Raw genomic sequence first — 17,239 nt, forward strand, 5'->3', positions numbered from 1 at the left:
CTGTCGCTTCCGCAGCGCGGTCGAGGCGACCGCGGGGCGGACGGGAGGCCCGTGGCGGCCCCGCACCGCGCCTCCAGGCCGTCTGTGCGAACTCCCACAGCCCCACGCGCGTCCCGAGCGCAGGCCCGGCCGGCGGGTGTTGGCTGGGGGCATGGCCAACGACCCCAACTGGAACCTGCCCGATGTCCCGTCCTTCACCCTGACGAGCCCCGACTTCGCCGACGGCGGTGCGCTGCCCACCTCGGCGCGCGGCTCCGACGCCGGTGGCGAGGACCGCTCCCCCGCGCTCGAGTGGTCGGACGCACCCGAGGGCACGAAGAGCTTCGTCCTGACCGTGTACGACCCCGACGCCCCGACCGGCTCCGGCTTCTGGCACTGGAGCCTGACCGACATCCCGGGCTCGGCGACCTCGCTCCCCGTCGGTGCCGGCACCGACGACGCCCTGCTGCCCGCCGAGGCCCTCCGCCGCCGCAACGAGTTCGGCACGGACACGTTCCTCGGCGCTGCACCGCCCGCGGGTCACGGCGCGCACCGGTACTTCTTCACGCTGAGTGCCCTCGACGTCCCCGTGCTCGAGGCGCCGGCCGACGCGACCCCCGCGGTCGTCGGCTTCATGCTCCGTGGGCACCTGCTCGGTCGCGCGCAGCTCATGGGCACGCAGGAGACCCCCGCCGCCTGACGGGTACGCGCACCGCGCACCGCGCCGCGAGCTTTCGCGCCCACCGCACGCACGCCCCGCAACGGCGAACGGCCGCCGCCCCGGAAGGGACGGCGGCCGTTCGTGCGTCAGGACGCGAGAGAGGATCAGCCCTCGGCCGGGTCCTCGGCGTGGGCGCGGACCGTCTCGGCCGAGGTGGAGTCACCCTCGGTCTCGTCGGCCACGACCGGCGCGAGCGACAGCTTGCCGCGGTCGTCCACCTTGGTGACCTCGACCAGGACCTTCTGGCCGACGCCGAGCACGTCTTCGACGTTCTCCACACGCTTGCCACCGGCGAGCTTGCGCACCTCGGAGACGTGGAGCAGACCGTCACGGCCCGGGAGCAGCGACACGAAGGCGCCGAAGGTGGCGATCTTCACGACGGTGCCGAGGAACTGGTCCCCGATCTCCGGGTTGGTCGGGTTCGCGATCGCGTTGACCTGGGCACGAGCGGCCTCGGCCGACGGACCGTCGACGGCGCCGATGTAGACGGTGCCGTTGTCCTCGATCGAGATGTCGGCACCGGTGGTGTCCTGGATCCCGTTGATCGTCTTGCCCTTCGGGCCGATCAGCTCGCCGATCTTGTCGACGGGGATCTGCACCGAGATCACGCGAGGAGCGGTGTCCGCCATCTCGTCGGGGGCGTCGATCGCCTCGTTCAGCACACCGAGGATGGCCGAGCGGGCCTCCTTGGCCTGCTTGAGCGCCGCGTCGAGCACCGTCGACGGGATGCCGTCGAGCTTGGTGTCGAGCTGGATCGCGGTGACGAACTCCGAGGTACCGGCGACCTTGAAGTCCATGTCGCCGAGCGCGTCTTCGGCACCGAGGATGTCGGTCAGGGCCGCGTAGCGGGTCTGACCGTCGACGGTGTCGGAGACCAGGCCCATCGCGATGCCGGCGACCGGGGCCTTGAGGGGCACACCGGCGTTGAGCAGCGACAGGGTCGAGGCGCAGACGGAACCCATCGAGGTCGAGCCGTTGGAGCTGAGCGCCTCGGAGACCTGGCGGATGGCGTAGGGGAACTCGTCACGCGACGGCAGCACCGGCACGAGTGCGCGCTCGGCGAGGAAGCCGTGCCCGATCTCGCGACGCTTCGGCGAACCCACACGGCCGGTCTCACCGGTCGAGTAGGGCGGGAAGTTGTAGTGGTGCAGGTAGCGCTTCTTCGTGACGGGCGACAGCGAGTCGATCTGCTGCTCCATCTTGAGCATGTTCAGCGTGGTGACGCCGAGGATCTGCGTCTCGCCGCGCTGGAAGATCGCCGAACCGTGGACGCGCGGGATCACGGCGACCTCGGCGTCGAGCGGACGGATGTCGGCGAGGCCGCGGCCGTCCATGCGGATCTGCTCGGTCAGGATGCGGCCGCGGACGACCTTCTTCGTGACCGACTTGTAGGCCGCGCTGACCTGCGAGTTGGCGACCTCGGGCAGCGAGCCCGCGGTGACCTGCTCGGCGATGGCAGCCTTGACGCGCGACTTGAGCGCGTCGTCGGCGTCCTGACGCTCGGTCTTGGCGGCGATCTTGTAGACGTCACCGAGCTCGGAGAGCGCGAGGGCTTCAACGGCCGAGTAGACCTCGGGCGCGTACGGCGGGAAGACCGGGAAGTCCTGGATCTCCTTGGCCGACTGCGCGGCGAGCTTGGCCTGGGCGTCGACGAGGGACTTGAGGAACGGCTTGGCCGCCTCGAGACCCTGGGCGACGATGGCCTCGTCGGGCTTGGTGGCGCCGCCCTGGATGAGGTCCCAGGCGTGCTCGGTGGCTTCCGCCTCGACCATCATGATCGCGACGTCCTCGTTGCCCGCCTCGTCCGTGACGACACGGCCGGCGACGGTCAGGTCGAACACGGCGTCGGCGAGCTGCGAGGCCTTCGGGAACGCGACCCACTGGTCACCGATGAGCGCGAGGCGCACACCGGCGATCGGGCCGGAGAACGGCAGACCGGAGATCTGCGTCGACGCGGACGCGGCGTTGATGGCCAGCGCGTCGTAGAACTCGTCCGGAGCGATGCTCAGGACGGTGATGACGATCTGGACCTCGTTGCGCAGGCCGTCGACGAACGACGGACGCAGCGGCCGGTCGATCAGACGGCAGACGAGGATGGCCTCGGTCGACGGACGGCCTTCGCGACGGAAGAACGAACCGGGGATCTTGCCGGCGGCGTAGGAACGCTCCTCGACGTCGACGGTCAGCGGGAAGAAGTCGAATCCTTCACGCGGGTGCTTGCCGGCGCTGGTGGCCGAGAGGAGCATCGTTTCCTCGTCCAGGTACGCGGCGACCGCGCCCTGGGCCTGCTGAGCGAGCCGACCGGTCTCGAACCGGACGGTGCGCTTGCCGTACTTGCCGTTGTCGATGACGGCTTCGGCGAACTTGATCTCGGGACCCTCCAAAAGGGCGCCTCCTTGATGTGTTTCCGGCAGGCCGTGGCGACGGCACTCGATGGTGCGTGCGCGCCGATCGTTCCGGACGCATGTCTGGCCAGCAGTAGAAGCACTCGGGAAACCGTTCCGGCCCGCGAGCCACCACCGATGACCAGCTCCGTGCCCGGCCTGCGCAGTGTTGTGTGTGACGTCCGGGGAATGAGTCCTCGGACACGATGGACTTTACCAGTCCTCAGGCTGTCGGCGGCGCGGCTCGCTGGACTCCTGGTGAACATCGGTAGCCTGCCGACATGCGTCTCACCCCCTCACGGGGCGTGCTCGTCGCGGCCGCCGTGGTCGTCGGCGCGCTCGTCGCCCCGACCCTGACCGCTGTGCCCGCCAACGCCACCGAGTACCCCACCTGGCAGGACGTCCAGCGCGCCAAGGGCAACGAGACCGCGAAGCGGGCCGAGGTGCAGAAGGTGCAGGCCGCGCTGCAGTCGGCGCAGGACGAAGCGGCCGCGAAGTCGCAGGCCGCCCTGGTGGCCTCGTCGAAGGCGGACGCGGCCGAGACTGAGCTGGCGTCGGCCACCCAGGCCGCCACGAGCCTCCAGGCCCAGGCGCAGCACGCGAGCCAGACGGCGGAGCGGGCCCAGCAGCGGGCCGGCCAGCTGGCCGCGAACCTGTACCGCGACGGCAGCACGAACCAGATGACCACCCGGATCGCGACCGCGAAGAACCCGGACCAGCTGCTCTACCAGCTCGGTGCGCTCGACCAGCTGTCGGAGACCTGGTCCGGCGTGATGGACGACGCGTCCGTCGCGGCCGGCACCGCCTCGTCGCTGCACGAGCAGGCCGAGCGGGCCGAGACGGAACGTGCGACGCGTGCGCAGGCAGCCGAGGAACGATCGGCCGCGGCGAAGTCGGCGGAACAGGTGGCGGACGCCGCCGTCGAGTCGACGGAACAGCACAGCGACGAGCTGTACGCGCAGCTCGCGTCGCTCAAGGACAGCACCGCGAAGCAGGAAGCCGGGTACGAGCTCGGCCAGCGGGTCGCCGCACAGAAGGCGGAGCAGCAGCGCAAGCGGGCAGCAGCGGCGGCGGCCGAGGCAGCGAACACGCCGACCCCCGGCAGCAGTGGCGGCAGCGCCCCCGGCGGCGGTTCCGGCACGTCGTACCCGAGCACCGGCGGCGTCGTCGTCGACCCGGCCGGCGCCCAGGCCTACGCGCGCGGGGCCCTGGCGTCCTACGGATGGGGCGACGACCAGTTCTCGTGCCTGGTGTCCCTGTGGACGCAGGAGTCCGGGTGGCGGGCGAACGCCCTGAACGCCTCGAGCGGCGCCTACGGCATCCCCCAGTCACTCCCTGCCGAGAAGATGGCGGTGGCCGGTGCCGACTGGCGGACGAACGCCGCGACGCAGATCAACTGGGGCCTCGCCTACATCAAGAGCGCCTACGGGTCGCCGTGCGGGGCGTGGGGGCACGAGATGAGTGTCAACCCGCACTGGTACTGATCGCCGGGCAGGTCGGTTGCAGCGCTGCTTGACGCCGTCGTCTTGCTGAGACGCCGCAGTCTCACTGAGACGCCGGCGTCTTGCTGAGACGCCGGCGAACGCACGAGACGCCGCCGGACTCGGCGGCGTCTCGCGGACACGACGGCGTCTCTGCACCTGTTCAGTGGCCGAGGCCGCCGAGCAGGCTCGCGAAGTCCGGGGTCGCGGGGAGCGCGTCGGCTTCCTGCGGCGCCCGCCTGGAGGCCCGGATCGCCCAGGCCAGGTCGGCTCCGGCCCGGCGGATGCGACCGTCCAGGGCGGCCGAGTCGCCGTCGGTCCCCCAGTCGTCGGTCGCGGCGAACACCCCGGTGGGGACGATCGCCGCACGCAGGTACGCGAAGACGGGTCGCAGCGCGTGGTCGATCGCCAGGGAGTGCCGCGAGGTCCCGCCGGTGGCACCGAGCAGGACGGGCATGTCGGCCATCGAGTCCTTGTCGAGCACGTCGAGGAAGGACTTGGCGAGTCCACTGACGCCCGCGGTGAAGATCGGCGTGACGAACACGACGGCATCGGCCTCGACCACGGCGGCCATCGCGGCGGAGAGTGCGGGTGCGGCGAACCCGGTCAGCATCGCGTCGGTGATCTCGTGCGCGAGCGGCCGGAGCTCCACGTGCACGACGTGTGCGGGGGTGCCCTCGGCGACGAGCGAGGACACGGCCGCCTCGCCCAGACGGTCGGCGAGCAGGCGGGTGGAGCTGGGCTCGGAGAGTCCGGCGGAGACGACGGCGATGGTGGTCATGATGCTTCCCGACTTTCGATGCGTTTGCATGAACATAGCATCCAACCGAGCTCCCCTCGCAACCATTCCCGTCGTCCGACCGGCGGCCGATCGGTCACGACTGCCCGCGCGCTGACCGCCGATCGGTCACGAAGTGTCGAGTCAGACCGCGGGATACGACGAGTCGTGACCGCGGGACGAGCGCGTGCGACGTGTCGTGACCGGTCCGAGCGGGAGCGCCGACGGAGCGAACCCCGGCGCGCGACGCCCGCCCCGGGAACGAAGAACACCCCGGTCCTCGTGGAGAGGACCGGGGTGTTCGGTCAAGCGTGTGTCCGGTCGACTAGCGACGCAGGCCGAGGCGCTCGATGAGCGTGCGGTAGCGGGCGATGTCGACGTCGGAGAGGTAACCGAGGAGACGACGACGCTGACCGACCATGAGCAGCAGGCCACGACGCGAGTGGTGGTCGTGCTTGTGCTCCTTGAGGTGCTCGTTCAGGTCGTTGATACGACGCGTCAGAACGGCGACCTGGACCTCGGGGGATCCGGTGTCGCCCGGGTGGGTCGCGTACTCTTCGATGATCTCCTGCTTGACCTGTGCGTCAAGTGCCATGGTGATCCCCTTCCTGTCCGTTGCGCGGTGCCCGTGCCTGATGCACGAGCGCTCTTTGTCCGCGGCCGTTCGACGGCAACCGCCCAAGACTACCAGAGTCCTACGCGGTCCTGGGCTGCAGGCGACGTCGGCGCCGACGGTCCGGCAGCAGGCTGCGGACGAGTCCGACCAGGGTCGCGCCGAGCAGCCCGCCGAGGCCGTTCGACAGCACGTCGCGCGGGTCCGCGACGCGGTACGGCAGGTACGTGGCCTGGGCGAACTCGATGCCCGTGGACAGTGCCACCGCGACGAGCGCGCCGAGGATCCACCAGCGACGGGGCAGCCACAGCGCGGCGAGCATGCCGACCGGCACGAACATCGCGATGTTGGCGAGGAACTCGGTGCGCTCGTACGTGAACCAGGCACCGTGCGGCAGCTGCTGCACCCACGCGATCGCGTGCAGCACGAGCGAGTTCTGGGCCGAGGTGAAGACCTGCGGGGTCAGCGTCATCCGCCAGATCACCCAGGCGTAGCCCGCGGTCAGGGCGAGGAGGAGGAGTCGACGGAACATCCGCACAGTGTGGAGCACGGTCCTGCACGGTCGCTGGAGCGCTCCTGTCAGCGGGCGGTGCGACTCCTGGGCGATCGCGGCTCGGCCCTGGTCAGGACTCCCCCGCACCTGTCAGCATGGGTCCGGGCACGACCGCTGCCCGCACCACCGACACCGCACGGGCAGATCAGGGAGCACCGCAGCATGCCGGAGCACGAGGCACCCAGCACCCCCCTCCGCAACCGCACCGGCGGACTGCGGCAGTGGGGGTGGATCGCCGCGGCGGCCGTCGTCGTCGCCGCGGTCGTGACGACGCTCGTGGTCGTCGGCCCCTGGAACGGTGGCCCGCCGGACGGCGACCGTACCCCGAGCGGGCGAGCCGTGTCCGAGCGGAAGTCCGCGGCCGAGGCGTTCCCCGGCGGACTCGCGCGCCAGCCGACCGCGGTGAACCAGGCCGGCATCCGCGAGCGCCAGGCCCGGGCCGAGGGCGACGCCCAGACCGCCGAGCAGATCGCGGTCATCGCCGACCAGCCGATCGCGACCTGGCTGACGAACACCTCGCGCTCCGAGACCCGGTCGACCATCCGGTCCGTGGTCGCCACCGCGAAGGAACGTGGCGGCACCCCGGTGTTCGTCCTGTACAGCATCCCCGACCGCGACTGCGGCAGCTACTCGAAGGGCGGCACCGAGGACGACGCCTACCTGCCGTGGGTCCGGTCCGCCGTCCGTGCGATGGCCGGCTCGCACGCCGTCGTGCTCGTCGAACCCGACTCGATCGCGCAGATCCAGAACTGCGAACGGCTGCGCGACGAACGTCTGCCCCTGCTGCGGAAGGCCGTCGACGCACTGACCGGTCACGGGCTCACCGTGTACCTGGACGGCGGCAACGAGAACCGCGTGCCGACCGCGACCATGGCGGACTGGCTGCGGCAGGCCGGCATCGACGAGGTGCAGGGCTTCTTCACGAACGTGTCGAACTTCTACCGGGTCGACCAGGAGCGCGCGTACGCCGACGAGCTCGCCGACGCGGTCGGTGGCGACCCGCACTTCGTCATCGACGTCTCCCGCAACGGGCAGGGGTGGCGGGGCACCTGGTGCAACCCCGAGGGCGCGGGCCTCGGCCAGGAGCCGCACGTCACCGGCGGGAGCACCCGGCTCGACGCGCTGCTCTGGGTCAAGACGCCGGGGCTCAGCGACGGCACCTGCAACGGTGGCCCCGCCGCCGGCCAGTGGTGGGAGTCGTACGCGCTCGCCCTCGTCGAGCACCGCAAGCGCGACTGACGGCCACCACCCGGCAACCGGCAGCGCAGGGCTGTCGGTGCCCGGTGGTTGCATGAGCGCATGACCGCGACCGACCGCATCCGCTCCGTCGTCCCGCCCTACCTGCTCCGCGCCGTCGCCGATGCCGACGCGTTCCCCCGTGCGGCCTCGGCGGCACGCACCGCGCTGGCCTCGCTCGACACCGTGCAGGCGCCGAAGCACGAGCACCTGGTCGCGCCGCGCAGCCTCAGCGGCACCGTCGACCGCTCCCCGCAGCGCACCATCACCGACGCGCACGGCACCACGACGCTGCCCGGCACCCTCGTCCGGCACGAGGGCGACGCCGACACCGGCGACACCGCGGTCGACGAGGCGTACGCGGGCCTCGGCGCCACGCACGCCTTCTGGCTCGAGGTGTTCGACCGGGTGTCCATCGACGGCGCCGGGCTCCCCCTCGACGCCACCGTGCACTACGGCCAGGACTACGACAACGCCTACTGGGACGGCAGCAGGATGGTGTTCGGCGACGGCGACGACGAGGTGTTCCGCCGCTTCACCATCGCCCTCGACGTCATCGGCCACGAGCTCGCGCACGGTGTCACGCAGTACACCGCCGACCTGACCTACCAGGGGCAGTCGGGGGCCCTGAACGAGTCGATCAGCGACGTGTTCGGTTCCCTCGTCGCCCAGTACGCGGCGGGTCAGACGGCCGAGCAGGCCAGCTGGCTCATCGGCGAGGGGCTGTTCACCGACGCCGTGCAGGGCGACGCGCTCCGCTCGATGCGGGCACCAGGGACCGCCTACGACGACCCGGTGCTCGGCAAGGACCCGCAACCGGCGACCATGGCCGGGTTCGTCGTCACCACCGACGACGCCGGTGGGGTGCACACCAACTCGGGCATCCCGAACCACGCGTTCTTCCTGGCGGCCACCGACATCGGTGGGCCCGCCTGGCAGGGAGCCGGCGCCGTCTGGTGGGACGCCCTGACCTCGCCGGAGGTGACCGCCTCGATCGACTTCGCGGGCTTCGCCACCGTCACCGTCGACGCAGCCGTACGACGGTTCGGGGACGGCTCCGCCGAGCACATCGCGGTCCGTCAGGCCTGGCAGCGGGTGGGCGTGCTCGACTGAGCACCCGTCCCGGGCGTAGCGTCGGGGCCATGCGCATCGAGGTCCGCCGCTCCGGGGGCTTCGCCGGTACCGTCCGGCGCTGGCGGGTCGACACCGACGCGAGCAGCGACCCCGCGGCGTGGTCCGACGTCGTCGACGCGCTGCGGCGCACCCCGGCACCGACGGCCGCGCCCGTCCCCGACGACTTCAGCTGGACGATCACCGTCGAGCGCACCACCGTGACCATCCCCGGCCGCCACCTGGACGGACCGTGGGCCGACCTGGTCGAGCGGGTGCGGTCCGAGGGCGACCCGACCTGAGCCGGGAGGCGCGTGGCGGACCCGCACCGTGCCTCCTGTCCGCCCCGCGGGGACGCCACCGCCCGCCCGCGTCAGTCGACGTCGATGACCGTCAGGCGACGCGTCGGACGCGTCATCGCGACGTAGACCGCTGCGGCGGCACGGGCCGCGTCGGCACCCACGCCGTCCGGGTCGACGAGCAGCACGCCGTCGAACTCCAGGCCCTTGGCGTCCGCGCCGGTCAGCACCGTGAGCGACCCGGCGGTCGGCGAGGCGAGCCCCCGGACGTCCGCCTCGGTGCGGGCGAGCCGCTGCCGGACGGTGTCGACCTGGGACTCGGGGACGATGACACCGATGGTGCCGGACCCGATCCGGACACGCTCGGCGTCGGCGACGGCCACGACCGTGTCGAGCAGGTCGGCCCGCGCGACGCGGACACGCTCGACGGGGTCGCCGTCGCGCACGGCCTCGTTGCGGGTGACCGTCAGCCCGGCGCTGTCCGCGAAGGCCCCGGCGGCCTCGACGATGGAGCGCGGGGTGCGGTAGTTGACCGTCAGCTGCTCGATGCGGTGGTCGAGCGGCACCTGCGGCGCACGGCCGCGTCGGCGACGCGCGAGCGCCCCGATGACGTCGTCCCACGTGCGCGCGGCACCCGGCGAGGAACCCTGCGCCATGTCGCCGACGATCGTGAACGAGCGCAGCGGGTTGCGGCGGGCGAGCACGCGCCACTGCATCGGCGAGAGCTCCTGCGCCTCGTCGACGACGATGTGGCCGTAGGTCCACTCGCGGTCGTCCGCGGCGCGCTCTGCGGTGGAGCGGGGGTCGCCGCCCTCGGCGAACGAGCCGGCGACCTGCTCGGCGCTGACGATGCCCTCGACGCCCATGTTCTCGATCGCCTGGCGGGCGTTCTCGATGTCGCGGTTCCGGCTGGCCTTCGCGGCGCGCTTGGCGGCGCCGCCGGTCGGGTCGAACGGGCCGAGCAGTTCGGCGGCCTCGTCGAGCAGGGGGACGTCCTCGACGGTCCAGGCCGTCCCGCGGGCACGCTGCAGCAGGGCGCGGCGCTCCGGTGTCCAGTCGGGGGTGAGCGAGGCGAGCCAGTTCGGCCGGGCGTAGAGGTCCTCGAGGAACTTCTCCGGCGGCAGCGGCAGCCACGCGGTGTTGAGCAGGACACGGGCGTCGTACGAGCTCCGGATGTCCTCGCGCAGGACCTTCTCGTCGGCTTCGTCCACCGTGGTGCCGCGCTCCCGCAGCTGCTCGGCGAGCAGGCGCGTCATCGCGTCGAGGGCGATCTTGTTGAACGTGACACGGGCGGCGTTGTGCGGCTTGCCGCGGTCCTGCGCGCGCTTCATGGCGTCGGCGACGAGCTGCGGCGACACGACGAGCCGCTCGCCCTCGATGTCGAGCGTGACCGACTCGGTCGGTACGACCTGGCGCGAGCGCACCGCCCGGCGCAGCAGCGACGCCATCTGGGCGGCGCCCTTCACGGCGGCGACGTCGCGGGTGTCGTGCGTCGTCGCGTGCACGCCCGGGTAGAGCGAGCCGAGTGAGGCCATCACGACGCCGGTCTCGCCGAGCGACGGGAGCACCTGCTCGATGTACGTCAGGAAGGCCGGGGACGGTCCGACCATGAGCACGCCGGAGCCCCGTAGCCGCTCGCGGTAGGAGTAGAGCAGGTAGGCGGCGCGGTGCAGCGCCACGGCGGTCTTGCCGGTGCCGGGACCGCCCTGCACGATGAGCACGCCCTCGAGCGGGGAGCGGATGATGCGGTCCTGCTCGCCCTGGATCGTCGCGACGATGTCGGTCATCCGGCCCGTGCGCTCGGCGGTGACCGCGGCGAGCAGCGCGCCCTCGCCCTGCAGGTGGGTGCGCTCGTCGTCGTAGAGCGAGGCGTCGAACACCTCGTCCTCGACGCCGACCACCCGACGACCCTGCAGGGACAGGTGCCGGCGGGAGCGCATGCCCATCGGGTGCGCCGCGGTGGCCTGGTAGAAAGCACTGGCACCGGGGACGCGCCAGTCGAGCAGGAGCGGCCGGTGCTCGGCGTCGCGCAGCCCCACGCGGCCGATGTACCGGAAGGTGTCGTCGGGGTTGTCGGGCTCGGCGACCTCGAGCCGGCCGAAGACCAGACGGTCCCCCACGCGCTCGAGCGTCGCGACGGTGTCCTCGTAGAGCCTGGCGTACGCGTCGCGCTCGCTGCGGCTCTGGTGGTTCCCGCCGACCGCCTGTCGGCGGGTCTCGGCGAGGCGCTGTTCGGCCTCGGCGGTCAGCTCGTCGAGACGACGGAAGAGGCCGTCGACGTAGCCGCGCTCACGGTCGATCTCGGTCGGTTCGGACACACACAACCCTTCGGGAAAGAGGGGTGTCCAGTGTAGTCCCGGCGCACCGACACGGATGACTGGAGGCGCGGTGCCAGCTGGCACCGCGCCTCCGGTCCGGACGTCCGCGCGTCCACACGTCCGCGCGTCCGCGCGTCCGCGACCCGTCTACATCTCTTCGTGCGTGTCCGGGTCACCGTCCCACAGGCGGCCGCGCTCGAGCGCGGAGATCGCCTGCACCTCGTCGTCGGTCAGCTCGAAGCCGAAGACGTCGAGGTTCTCCTTCTGGCGGGTGGCGTCGCCCGACTTCGGCACCGGCACGGCACCGAGCTGGACGTGCCAGCGCAGGACGACCTGGCCGGGGGCCACCCCGTGTGCGGCGGCAGCGTCGACGATCGGCTGCTCGGTGAGCAGTTCCGACCGCTTCGCGAGCGGGCTCCAGCTCTCGGTCACGATGCCGAGCTCCTGGTGCACCTTCCGCAGTTCCGCCTGGGGGAAGTACGGGTGCAGCTCGACCTGGTTGACGGCCGGGGCGACCCCGGTGGCGTCGACGATGCGGCGGAGGTGCTCCGGCGTGAAGTTCGAGACGCCGATCGAGCGGACCTTGCCGCTGTCGCGCAGGTCGACGAACGCCTTCCAGGTGTCGACGAACTTGTCCACCGACGGGTTCGGCCAGTGGATCAGGTACAGGTCGACGTGGTCGAGCCCCAGGTTGCCGAGGGTCTCGTCGATCGAGCGGTGCGCCTCGTCGTAGCCGTGGTGGCGGCCGGGGAGCTTCGACGTGACGACGAGGTCCTCGCGCGCCACCTCGGACTCGCGGACGGCCTTGCCGACGGCGTCCTCGTTGCCGTAGTTCAGCGCCGTGTCGAGCAGCCGGTAACCGCCCGCGATCGCGGTGCCGACCGCGGTCGCGCCCTCGTCGCCGTTCAGCCCGTAGGTGCCGAGGCCGAGCTCCGGGAACCGGTGGCCGTCGTTCAGCTCGATCGTCGGGGCACCGACCTGCATCAGCGGACCCCGAGCAGGTCGATCACGAAGATGAGGGTCTTGCCGGACAGGAAGTGGCCGCCACCGGCGGGGCCGTAGGCGAGCTCCGGCGGGACGACGAGCTTGCGGCGGCCGCCGACCTTCATGCCGGGGATGCCCTCCTGCCAGCCGCGCACCAGCGCCGCGAGCGGGAAGTCGATGGGCTCGCCGCGGTTCCAGGAGCTGTCGAACTCCTCGCCGGTCTCGTACTCGACGCCGGCGTAGTGGACCTTGACGGTCGAGCCGGCGGACGCTTCCTCGCCGGAGCCCTCGACGATGTCGGTGACGACGAGCTCGGTGGGGGCGGGGCCCTCGGGGGCGTCGAACTCGGGCTTGCTGTTCAGGTCAGTCATGCCGATCAGTCAACCAGAGGGCGCACCGGGCACGCGCAACGAGCGTCCAGCCCGCAGAATGGTTCCACCGTGACACCATCGACTCCCGCACCGCCGCGCCGCCGTCTGCTCGCCGACCTGACCCCGCTCCGCCGCTCCCCCGCCTTCGCCCGGCTCTGGGCGGGCACCGCGATCGCCGGCATCGGCACCCAGATGACGACCGTGGCCGTCGGGCTCGAGGTCTACGAGATCACCCGCTCGACCTTCGCCGTGGCCCTGGTGGGTGTCATCGCGCTCGTGCCGATGATCGTCGCGGGTCTGTACGGCGGGATGCTCGCGGATGCCTTCGACCGGCGCCTCGTCGCGCTCGTGTCCTCGATCATCGCGTGGGTCGCGGTGGCGCTCATCGCCACCCACGCCTGGCTCGACCTGCACAGCGTCCTCTTGCTCTACGTGCTCGCCACGGTGAACGCCGTCGCCGCCACCGTCAGCAACGCGTCCCGCTCGGCCATCGTCCCGCGGCTCGTCGGCACCGACCTGCTGCCCGCGGCGAGCGCCCTGGGCGGGATCGCGTCGGGGTTCCAGGTCACGGTGGGCCCGGCGATCGCCGGAGTGCTCATCGCGACCGTCGGGTTCGCGCCGACGTACACGATCGACGTCGTGCTGTTCACGTTCGCGTTCCTCGGGGTGTTCACGCTGCCGCGGATGGCTGCCGACCACGACGCGCTGCGGCCGGGGCTCGGCTCGCTCATCGAGGGTGCGAGGTTCCTGCGGCGGTCGCGCAACATCACGATGACCTTCGTGCTCGACATCGTCGCGATGACGTTCGGGCAGCCGCGCGTGCTGTTCCCCGCGATCGGGGCGCTCGTCATCGGCGGCGGGTCGATCACGGTCGGCACCCTGACCGCCGCGTACGCGATCGGAGCGCTGCTGTCGAGCGTGTTCTCCGGGCCGCTCGGGCACGTCCGACGCCAGGGTGAGGCCGTCGGCTGGGCCATCACGGCGTACGGCGGGGCGATCGCGGCGTTCGGTGTGGTCATCGCGCTGGCACACGTCCTGGGCGGCCGCTCGGGTGAGGCGTTCGGGGTCGAGATCCTGCCCGCGCTCGGGCTCGCGGCGCTGTTCCTGGCGATGGCCGGCGGCGCGGACAACGTCAGCTCGGTGTTCCGGAACACGATCCTGCAGGCAGCGTCGCCGGACGGCATGCGCGGTCGGCTGCAGGGCATCTTCATCGTGGTGGTCACGGGCGGCCCGCGGCTCGGCGACCTGTACGCCGGCCTGGTCGTCGCGGCCGGCATCGCGTACCCGCCGGTCATCGGCGGCGTGCTGATCATCGGCCTCGTCGCGCTCCTCGTCCGGATGGTCCCGTCGTTCCGCCGCTACGACGCCCTGCAGCCCCACGCCAACTGACCGGTCGGTCCTGGTGCGCATAACACCGGTGTTCGCACTTCGAACACCCGCGTTCCGCGGTGCGGAGCGTGAACACCGGTGTCTTGCAGGCGCACCAGCGCGACCAACAGGCGGTCGGGAGGCGCGGGGCGGGCCCGCCACGGGCCTCCAGGGCCGCACGTGTCGGGTACCGTACGACACATGCCGGACAGCGCATCGCGCGATCTCCAGCGGACGGGAGTCCGCGCCGTCGTCCGGCGCACCTACCACTCCGTCATCCGGCACCGCGTCGTCGACGCGGCCGCGTCGCTGACGTTCTTCGCCCTGCTGACCGTCTTCCCGACCGCGCTGGCGGTGGTGTCGGGCTTGTCCATCGTGGACCGCAAGGGCGACAGCCTGACCGACATCGTCGAGGTCCTCGGGTTCATCGTCCGGCCCGAGACCGCGTCGCACCTCGAGGGCCCGCTCCGGCAGCTGCTGACCCTGGACAACCCGTGGCTCGGGTTCACGATCGGCGTCGTGCTGACGCTCTGGTCGCTGTCCGGCTACGCGACGGCGTTCGGGCGGGCGATGAACACCGCGTACGAGGTCGAGGAGGGTCGGCGGATCTGGAAGTTCCGCAGCATGATGCTCCTCGTCACGCTGCTCGTCATGGTCGGCGGTGCCGTCGCGATCGTCATCCTGCTCGGCACCCCGACCATCTCCGAGGCCGTCATCCGGCAGCTCGGGTGGGCGCCCTGGATCGACGACGTGTGGAACGTGGCGAAGTGGCCGGTGCTCGCGGTCGACCTGGTCGTGATGGTGGCGGTGCTGTACTACGCGACGCCGAACGTGAAGACCCCGCAGCTGCGGTGGGTGTCGGCCGGTGCCGCGTTCGCGATCGTCACCTGGGCCATCGCCACCCTCGGGTTCGCGCTCTACGTGGAGACCCTCGGCGGCGGGAACCGTGCCTACGGGTGGCTCGGCGGCGCGATCCTGCTGCTCGTGTACCTGTACATCTCGAACTTCGTGCTCGTGGTCGGCGGGGAACTCGACTCCGAGGTGATCCGGATGCGGCAGCTGATGGCCGGCATCGAAGCGGACGAGTCGATCCGGCTGCCGCTGCGGGACGTCACCCGGAACTTCACGCTCGCGCGCTGGCGGGACCAGGACATCGCTGCAGCGCAGCACGTCCGGGCCGAGGCCGAAGCCGCTCGGGTGGCCGAGGACGAGGACGCCGAGCTGACCCCGGGCGAGGAGCAGCTGCGGGCGATCGCGCAGCAGGTGCGGGTGGGCGAGCGGCCGCTGCCCTGACGAGTGGCGTGCGCGCGCTCGTTGCCGCGGACGCCCCGCGTCAGCGCTTGCGCGCCTCGGCGTCCAGCATCTCCTCGGTGACGATCGGGATGGCGCCGGTCGCCAGCTCGATCCCCGACAGCCGTGCCGGGCTGAGCACCCGCATGACCTGGTCCTCGTCCATCAGGCCCGCGGCCACGACGAGCGTCGAGATCGGCGTCGAGGTGGTCAACGCCGTGTGCGCGATCGACGCCGCGGCCGCGTACCCGATGTACGGCGTCAGCGCGGTGACGACGCCGACGTTCGTGTCGACCTGGGCGGCGAGCTTCGCCTCGTTCGCCTCGATGCCGACGACGCAGTGCTCACGGAGGGTCGCACAGCCACGGGACATCCACTGCAGGGACTGCAGGATCGAGTGGGCGATGATCGGCTCGAAGGCGTTGAGCTGGAGCTGGCCGCTCTCCGCCGCCATGGTCACCGTGGTGTCGGCTCCGGCGACCGCGTAGGCGATCTGGTTCACGACCTCGGGGATCACCGGGTTCACCTTGCCCGGCATGATCGACGAACCGGCCTGGCGAGCGGGCAGGGTGATCTCGCCGAGGCCCGCCTGCGGGCCGGACGACAGCAGCCGCAGGTCGTTGCAGATCTTCGAGAGCTTCGCGGCGCTGCGTTTGACCGTGCCGGACAGGGTCATGAAAGCGCCGGCGTCGCTCGTCGCCTCGATGAGGTCGGGGGCGGTGACGACGTCGATCCCGCTCGCCTCCTGCAGCTGCCGGCGGACCTCGTCGCGGTAGAGCGGGTCCGCGGTGATCCCCGTGCCGATGGCCGTCGCGCCGAGGTTCATCTCGGCGAGCAACGGCATCACCTTGCGGAGCATCTCCGCGTCCTCCTGGATGGTGTGCGAGAAGCCGGTGAACTCCTGCCCGAGGGTCATCGGCACCGCGTCCTGCAGCTGCGTCCGGCCGACCTTGAGCACGTCGGCGAAGGCGCGGCCCCGCTCGGCGAACGCGGCGGAGAGTTCCTCGAGCTGCACGATCAGCCGCCGGACGCCGAAGATCATCGCGATCTTGATGCTCGTCGGGTAGGTGTCGTTCGTCGACTGGCTGCGGTTCACGTGGTCGATCGGGTGCAGGTACGCGTAGTCGCCCCGCGCACGGCCCAGGAGTTCGAGTGCCCGGTTGGCGAGCACCTCGTTCGTGTTCATGTTCGTGCTCGTGCCCGCGCCGCCCTGCACGACGTCGACGACGAACTGCTCGCGGAGCGCCCCGTCGCGCACTTCCTGCGCCGCGCGGTCGATCGCGTCGGCACGCTCCTCGTCGAGGACACCGATCGCCCGGTTCGCCCGCGCCGCCGCCTGCTTCACGGTGACGAGCGCCTCGATGAGGTCCGGGTACACGGCGATCGGCACGGAGGTGATCGGGAAGTTCTCCAGCGCCCGCAACGTGTTGATGCCCCAGTAGGCGTCGTTCGGGACCTCCCGTGATCCCAGCGAGTCGCTCTCGGTCCGCGTCGTCGTCACAGGTGCCTCCTCGTTGCCGGTCACACGTCGAGGCTAGTCCGGTCCGTCCAGCCGGTCCGGGAACGCGCCGGGACGGTGCAGAGCGGCGCGTTCCTGCGCGAGCGGGCGGAATGCCGCGGTCGCCTCGGTATCGCACGCCGGCATTCCGCCCGCTCGCCCGGGGCGGACGGGAGGCGCGGCGCCAGGCCGCCACGGGCCTCCCGTCCGCCCCCCGGGCGCGGCGAACACACGACGAGTGAGCAGAAGACGCCGG

General features: G+C 71.6%; 15 protein-coding genes. 7 read left to right on the forward strand and 8 right to left on the reverse strand.

Annotation, left to right across the window (positions count from 1 at the left end; translation table 11 throughout):
- Positions 1–151 precede the first annotated feature (151 nt).
- Positions 152–679, forward strand: a complete 528-nt coding sequence (locus tag H489_RS22550) for a YbhB/YbcL family Raf kinase inhibitor-like protein (protein WP_017885931.1) — start codon at positions 152–154, stop codon at positions 677–679.
- A 125-nt stretch (positions 680–804) separates the two neighbouring features.
- Here the strand turns inward: H489_RS22550 and H489_RS22555 are convergent, their stop codons facing one another.
- Positions 805–3,084, reverse strand: coding sequence for a polyribonucleotide nucleotidyltransferase (locus H489_RS22555; protein WP_017885932.1), 2,280 nt, complete (start codon positions 3,082–3,084; stop codon positions 805–807).
- A 281-nt stretch (positions 3,085–3,365) separates the two neighbouring features.
- On the opposite strand from H489_RS22555, the gene H489_RS22560 reads away from it, so the two are divergent.
- Positions 3,366–4,568, forward strand: coding sequence for a hypothetical protein (locus tag H489_RS22560; RefSeq protein ID WP_031259200.1), 1,203 nt, complete (start codon positions 3,366–3,368; stop codon positions 4,566–4,568).
- Positions 4,569–4,728: 160 nt separating this feature from the next.
- Here the strand turns inward: H489_RS22560 and H489_RS22565 are convergent, their stop codons facing one another.
- From H489_RS22565 to H489_RS22575, 3 genes are all read right to left on the reverse strand, one after another.
- Positions 4,729–5,346: a CE1759 family FMN reductase gene (locus H489_RS22565; RefSeq protein WP_017885934.1), complete on the reverse strand. Its 618-nt coding sequence runs from the start codon at positions 5,344–5,346 to the stop codon at positions 4,729–4,731.
- 322 nt (positions 5,347–5,668) lie between these two features.
- Positions 5,669–5,938 carry a 30S ribosomal protein S15 gene (rpsO, locus tag H489_RS22570; protein WP_017885935.1) on the reverse strand — a complete coding sequence of 90 codons (270 nt, stop codon included), beginning with the start codon at positions 5,936–5,938 and terminating at the stop codon, positions 5,669–5,671.
- 100 nt (positions 5,939–6,038) lie between these two features.
- The gene (locus tag H489_RS22575; protein WP_017885936.1) at positions 6,039–6,488 is read right to left on the reverse strand and encodes a VanZ family protein; all 450 of its coding nucleotides are present in this window, start codon (positions 6,486–6,488) and stop codon (positions 6,039–6,041) included.
- A gap of 183 nt (positions 6,489–6,671) precedes the next feature.
- On the opposite strand from H489_RS22575, the gene H489_RS22580 reads away from it, so the two are divergent.
- From H489_RS22580 to H489_RS0118305, 3 genes are read left to right on the forward strand one after another with little or no spacing between them, the layout of a single operon-like run.
- Positions 6,672–7,748 carry a glycoside hydrolase family 6 protein gene (locus tag H489_RS22580; RefSeq protein WP_017885937.1) on the forward strand — a complete coding sequence of 359 codons (1,077 nt, stop codon included), beginning with the start codon at positions 6,672–6,674 and terminating at the stop codon, positions 7,746–7,748.
- Positions 7,749–7,808: 60 nt separating this feature from the next.
- Complete coding sequence (locus tag H489_RS22585) at positions 7,809–8,858, forward strand: M4 family metallopeptidase (RefSeq protein ID WP_017885938.1); 1,050 nt, start codon at positions 7,809–7,811, stop codon at positions 8,856–8,858.
- A gap of 29 nt (positions 8,859–8,887) precedes the next feature.
- Positions 8,888–9,157: a protealysin inhibitor emfourin gene (locus H489_RS0118305; protein ID WP_017885939.1), complete on the forward strand. Its 270-nt coding sequence runs from the start codon at positions 8,888–8,890 to the stop codon at positions 9,155–9,157.
- A gap of 71 nt (positions 9,158–9,228) precedes the next feature.
- On the opposite strand, the gene H489_RS22590 is transcribed toward H489_RS0118305, so the two are convergent.
- The 3 genes from H489_RS22590 to H489_RS22600 all read right to left on the reverse strand — a co-directional run bounded on the left by H489_RS22590 (position 9,229) and on the right by H489_RS22600 (position 12,827).
- Positions 9,229–11,472 carry a HelD family protein gene (locus H489_RS22590; protein ID WP_017885940.1) on the reverse strand — a complete coding sequence of 748 codons (2,244 nt, stop codon included), beginning with the start codon at positions 11,470–11,472 and terminating at the stop codon, positions 9,229–9,231.
- A 147-nt stretch (positions 11,473–11,619) separates the two neighbouring features.
- Positions 11,620–12,456 (reverse strand): aldo/keto reductase, encoded by an 837-nt coding sequence (locus H489_RS22595; RefSeq protein WP_017885941.1) that lies wholly within the window; start codon positions 12,454–12,456, stop codon positions 11,620–11,622.
- Complete coding sequence (locus H489_RS22600) at positions 12,456–12,827, reverse strand: FKBP-type peptidyl-prolyl cis-trans isomerase (protein WP_017885942.1); 372 nt, start codon at positions 12,825–12,827, stop codon at positions 12,456–12,458. The genes H489_RS22595 and H489_RS22600 overlap by 1 nt, the downstream gene beginning before the upstream one ends.
- Positions 12,828–12,896: 69 nt before the next feature.
- On the opposite strand from H489_RS22600, the gene H489_RS22605 reads away from it, so the two are divergent.
- Together H489_RS22605 and H489_RS22610 are read left to right on the forward strand one after the other, a co-directional pair.
- Positions 12,897–14,216 (forward strand): MFS transporter, encoded by a 1,320-nt coding sequence (locus H489_RS22605; RefSeq protein WP_017885943.1) that lies wholly within the window; start codon positions 12,897–12,899, stop codon positions 14,214–14,216.
- A gap of 180 nt (positions 14,217–14,396) precedes the next feature.
- On the forward strand, positions 14,397–15,488 hold the full coding sequence (locus H489_RS22610; protein WP_017885944.1) for a YihY/virulence factor BrkB family protein: 1,092 nt from the start codon (positions 14,397–14,399) through the stop codon (positions 15,486–15,488).
- Positions 15,489–15,528: 40 nt separating this feature from the next.
- Here the strand turns inward: H489_RS22610 and H489_RS22615 are convergent, their stop codons facing one another.
- Entirely contained in the window at positions 15,529–16,986 is a 1,458-nt protein-coding gene (locus tag H489_RS22615) for an aspartate ammonia-lyase (protein WP_040418951.1), read from the reverse strand.
- Positions 16,987–17,239 lie beyond the last annotated feature (253 nt).

It is taken from the genome of Curtobacterium flaccumfaciens UCD-AKU (assembly GCF_000349565.1).
GTDB lineage: Bacteria > Actinomycetota > Actinomycetes > Actinomycetales > Microbacteriaceae > Curtobacterium > Curtobacterium poinsettiae.

What these genes read in the sequence shown, in the direction of transcription:
- H489_RS22565 (WP_017885934.1), bottom strand. Translation starts at nt 5,346, where the DNA reads ATGACCACCATCGCCGTCGTCTCCGCCGGACTCTCCGAGCCCAGCTCC.
- H489_RS22600 (WP_017885942.1), bottom strand. Translation starts at nt 12,827, where the DNA reads ATGACTGACCTGAACAGCAAGCCCGAGTTCGACGCCCCCGAGGGCCCC.
- H489_RS0118305 (WP_017885939.1), top strand. Translation starts at nt 8,888, where the DNA reads ATGCGCATCGAGGTCCGCCGCTCCGGGGGCTTCGCCGGTACCGTCCGG.
- H489_RS22595 (WP_017885941.1), bottom strand. Translation starts at nt 12,456, where the DNA reads ATGCAGGTCGGTGCCCCGACGATCGAGCTGAACGACGGCCACCGGTTC.
- H489_RS22585 (WP_017885938.1), top strand. Translation starts at nt 7,809, where the DNA reads ATGACCGCGACCGACCGCATCCGCTCCGTCGTCCCGCCCTACCTGCTC.
- H489_RS22560 (WP_031259200.1), top strand. Translation starts at nt 3,366, where the DNA reads ATGCGTCTCACCCCCTCACGGGGCGTGCTCGTCGCGGCCGCCGTGGTC.
- H489_RS22550 (WP_017885931.1), top strand. Translation starts at nt 152, where the DNA reads ATGGCCAACGACCCCAACTGGAACCTGCCCGATGTCCCGTCCTTCACC.
- H489_RS22610 (WP_017885944.1), top strand. Translation starts at nt 14,397, where the DNA reads ATGCCGGACAGCGCATCGCGCGATCTCCAGCGGACGGGAGTCCGCGCC.
- rpsO (WP_017885935.1), bottom strand. Translation starts at nt 5,938, where the DNA reads ATGGCACTTGACGCACAGGTCAAGCAGGAGATCATCGAAGAGTACGCG.
- H489_RS22575 (WP_017885936.1), bottom strand. Translation starts at nt 6,488, where the DNA reads ATGTTCCGTCGACTCCTCCTCCTCGCCCTGACCGCGGGCTACGCCTGG.
- H489_RS22580 (WP_017885937.1), top strand. Translation starts at nt 6,672, where the DNA reads ATGCCGGAGCACGAGGCACCCAGCACCCCCCTCCGCAACCGCACCGGC.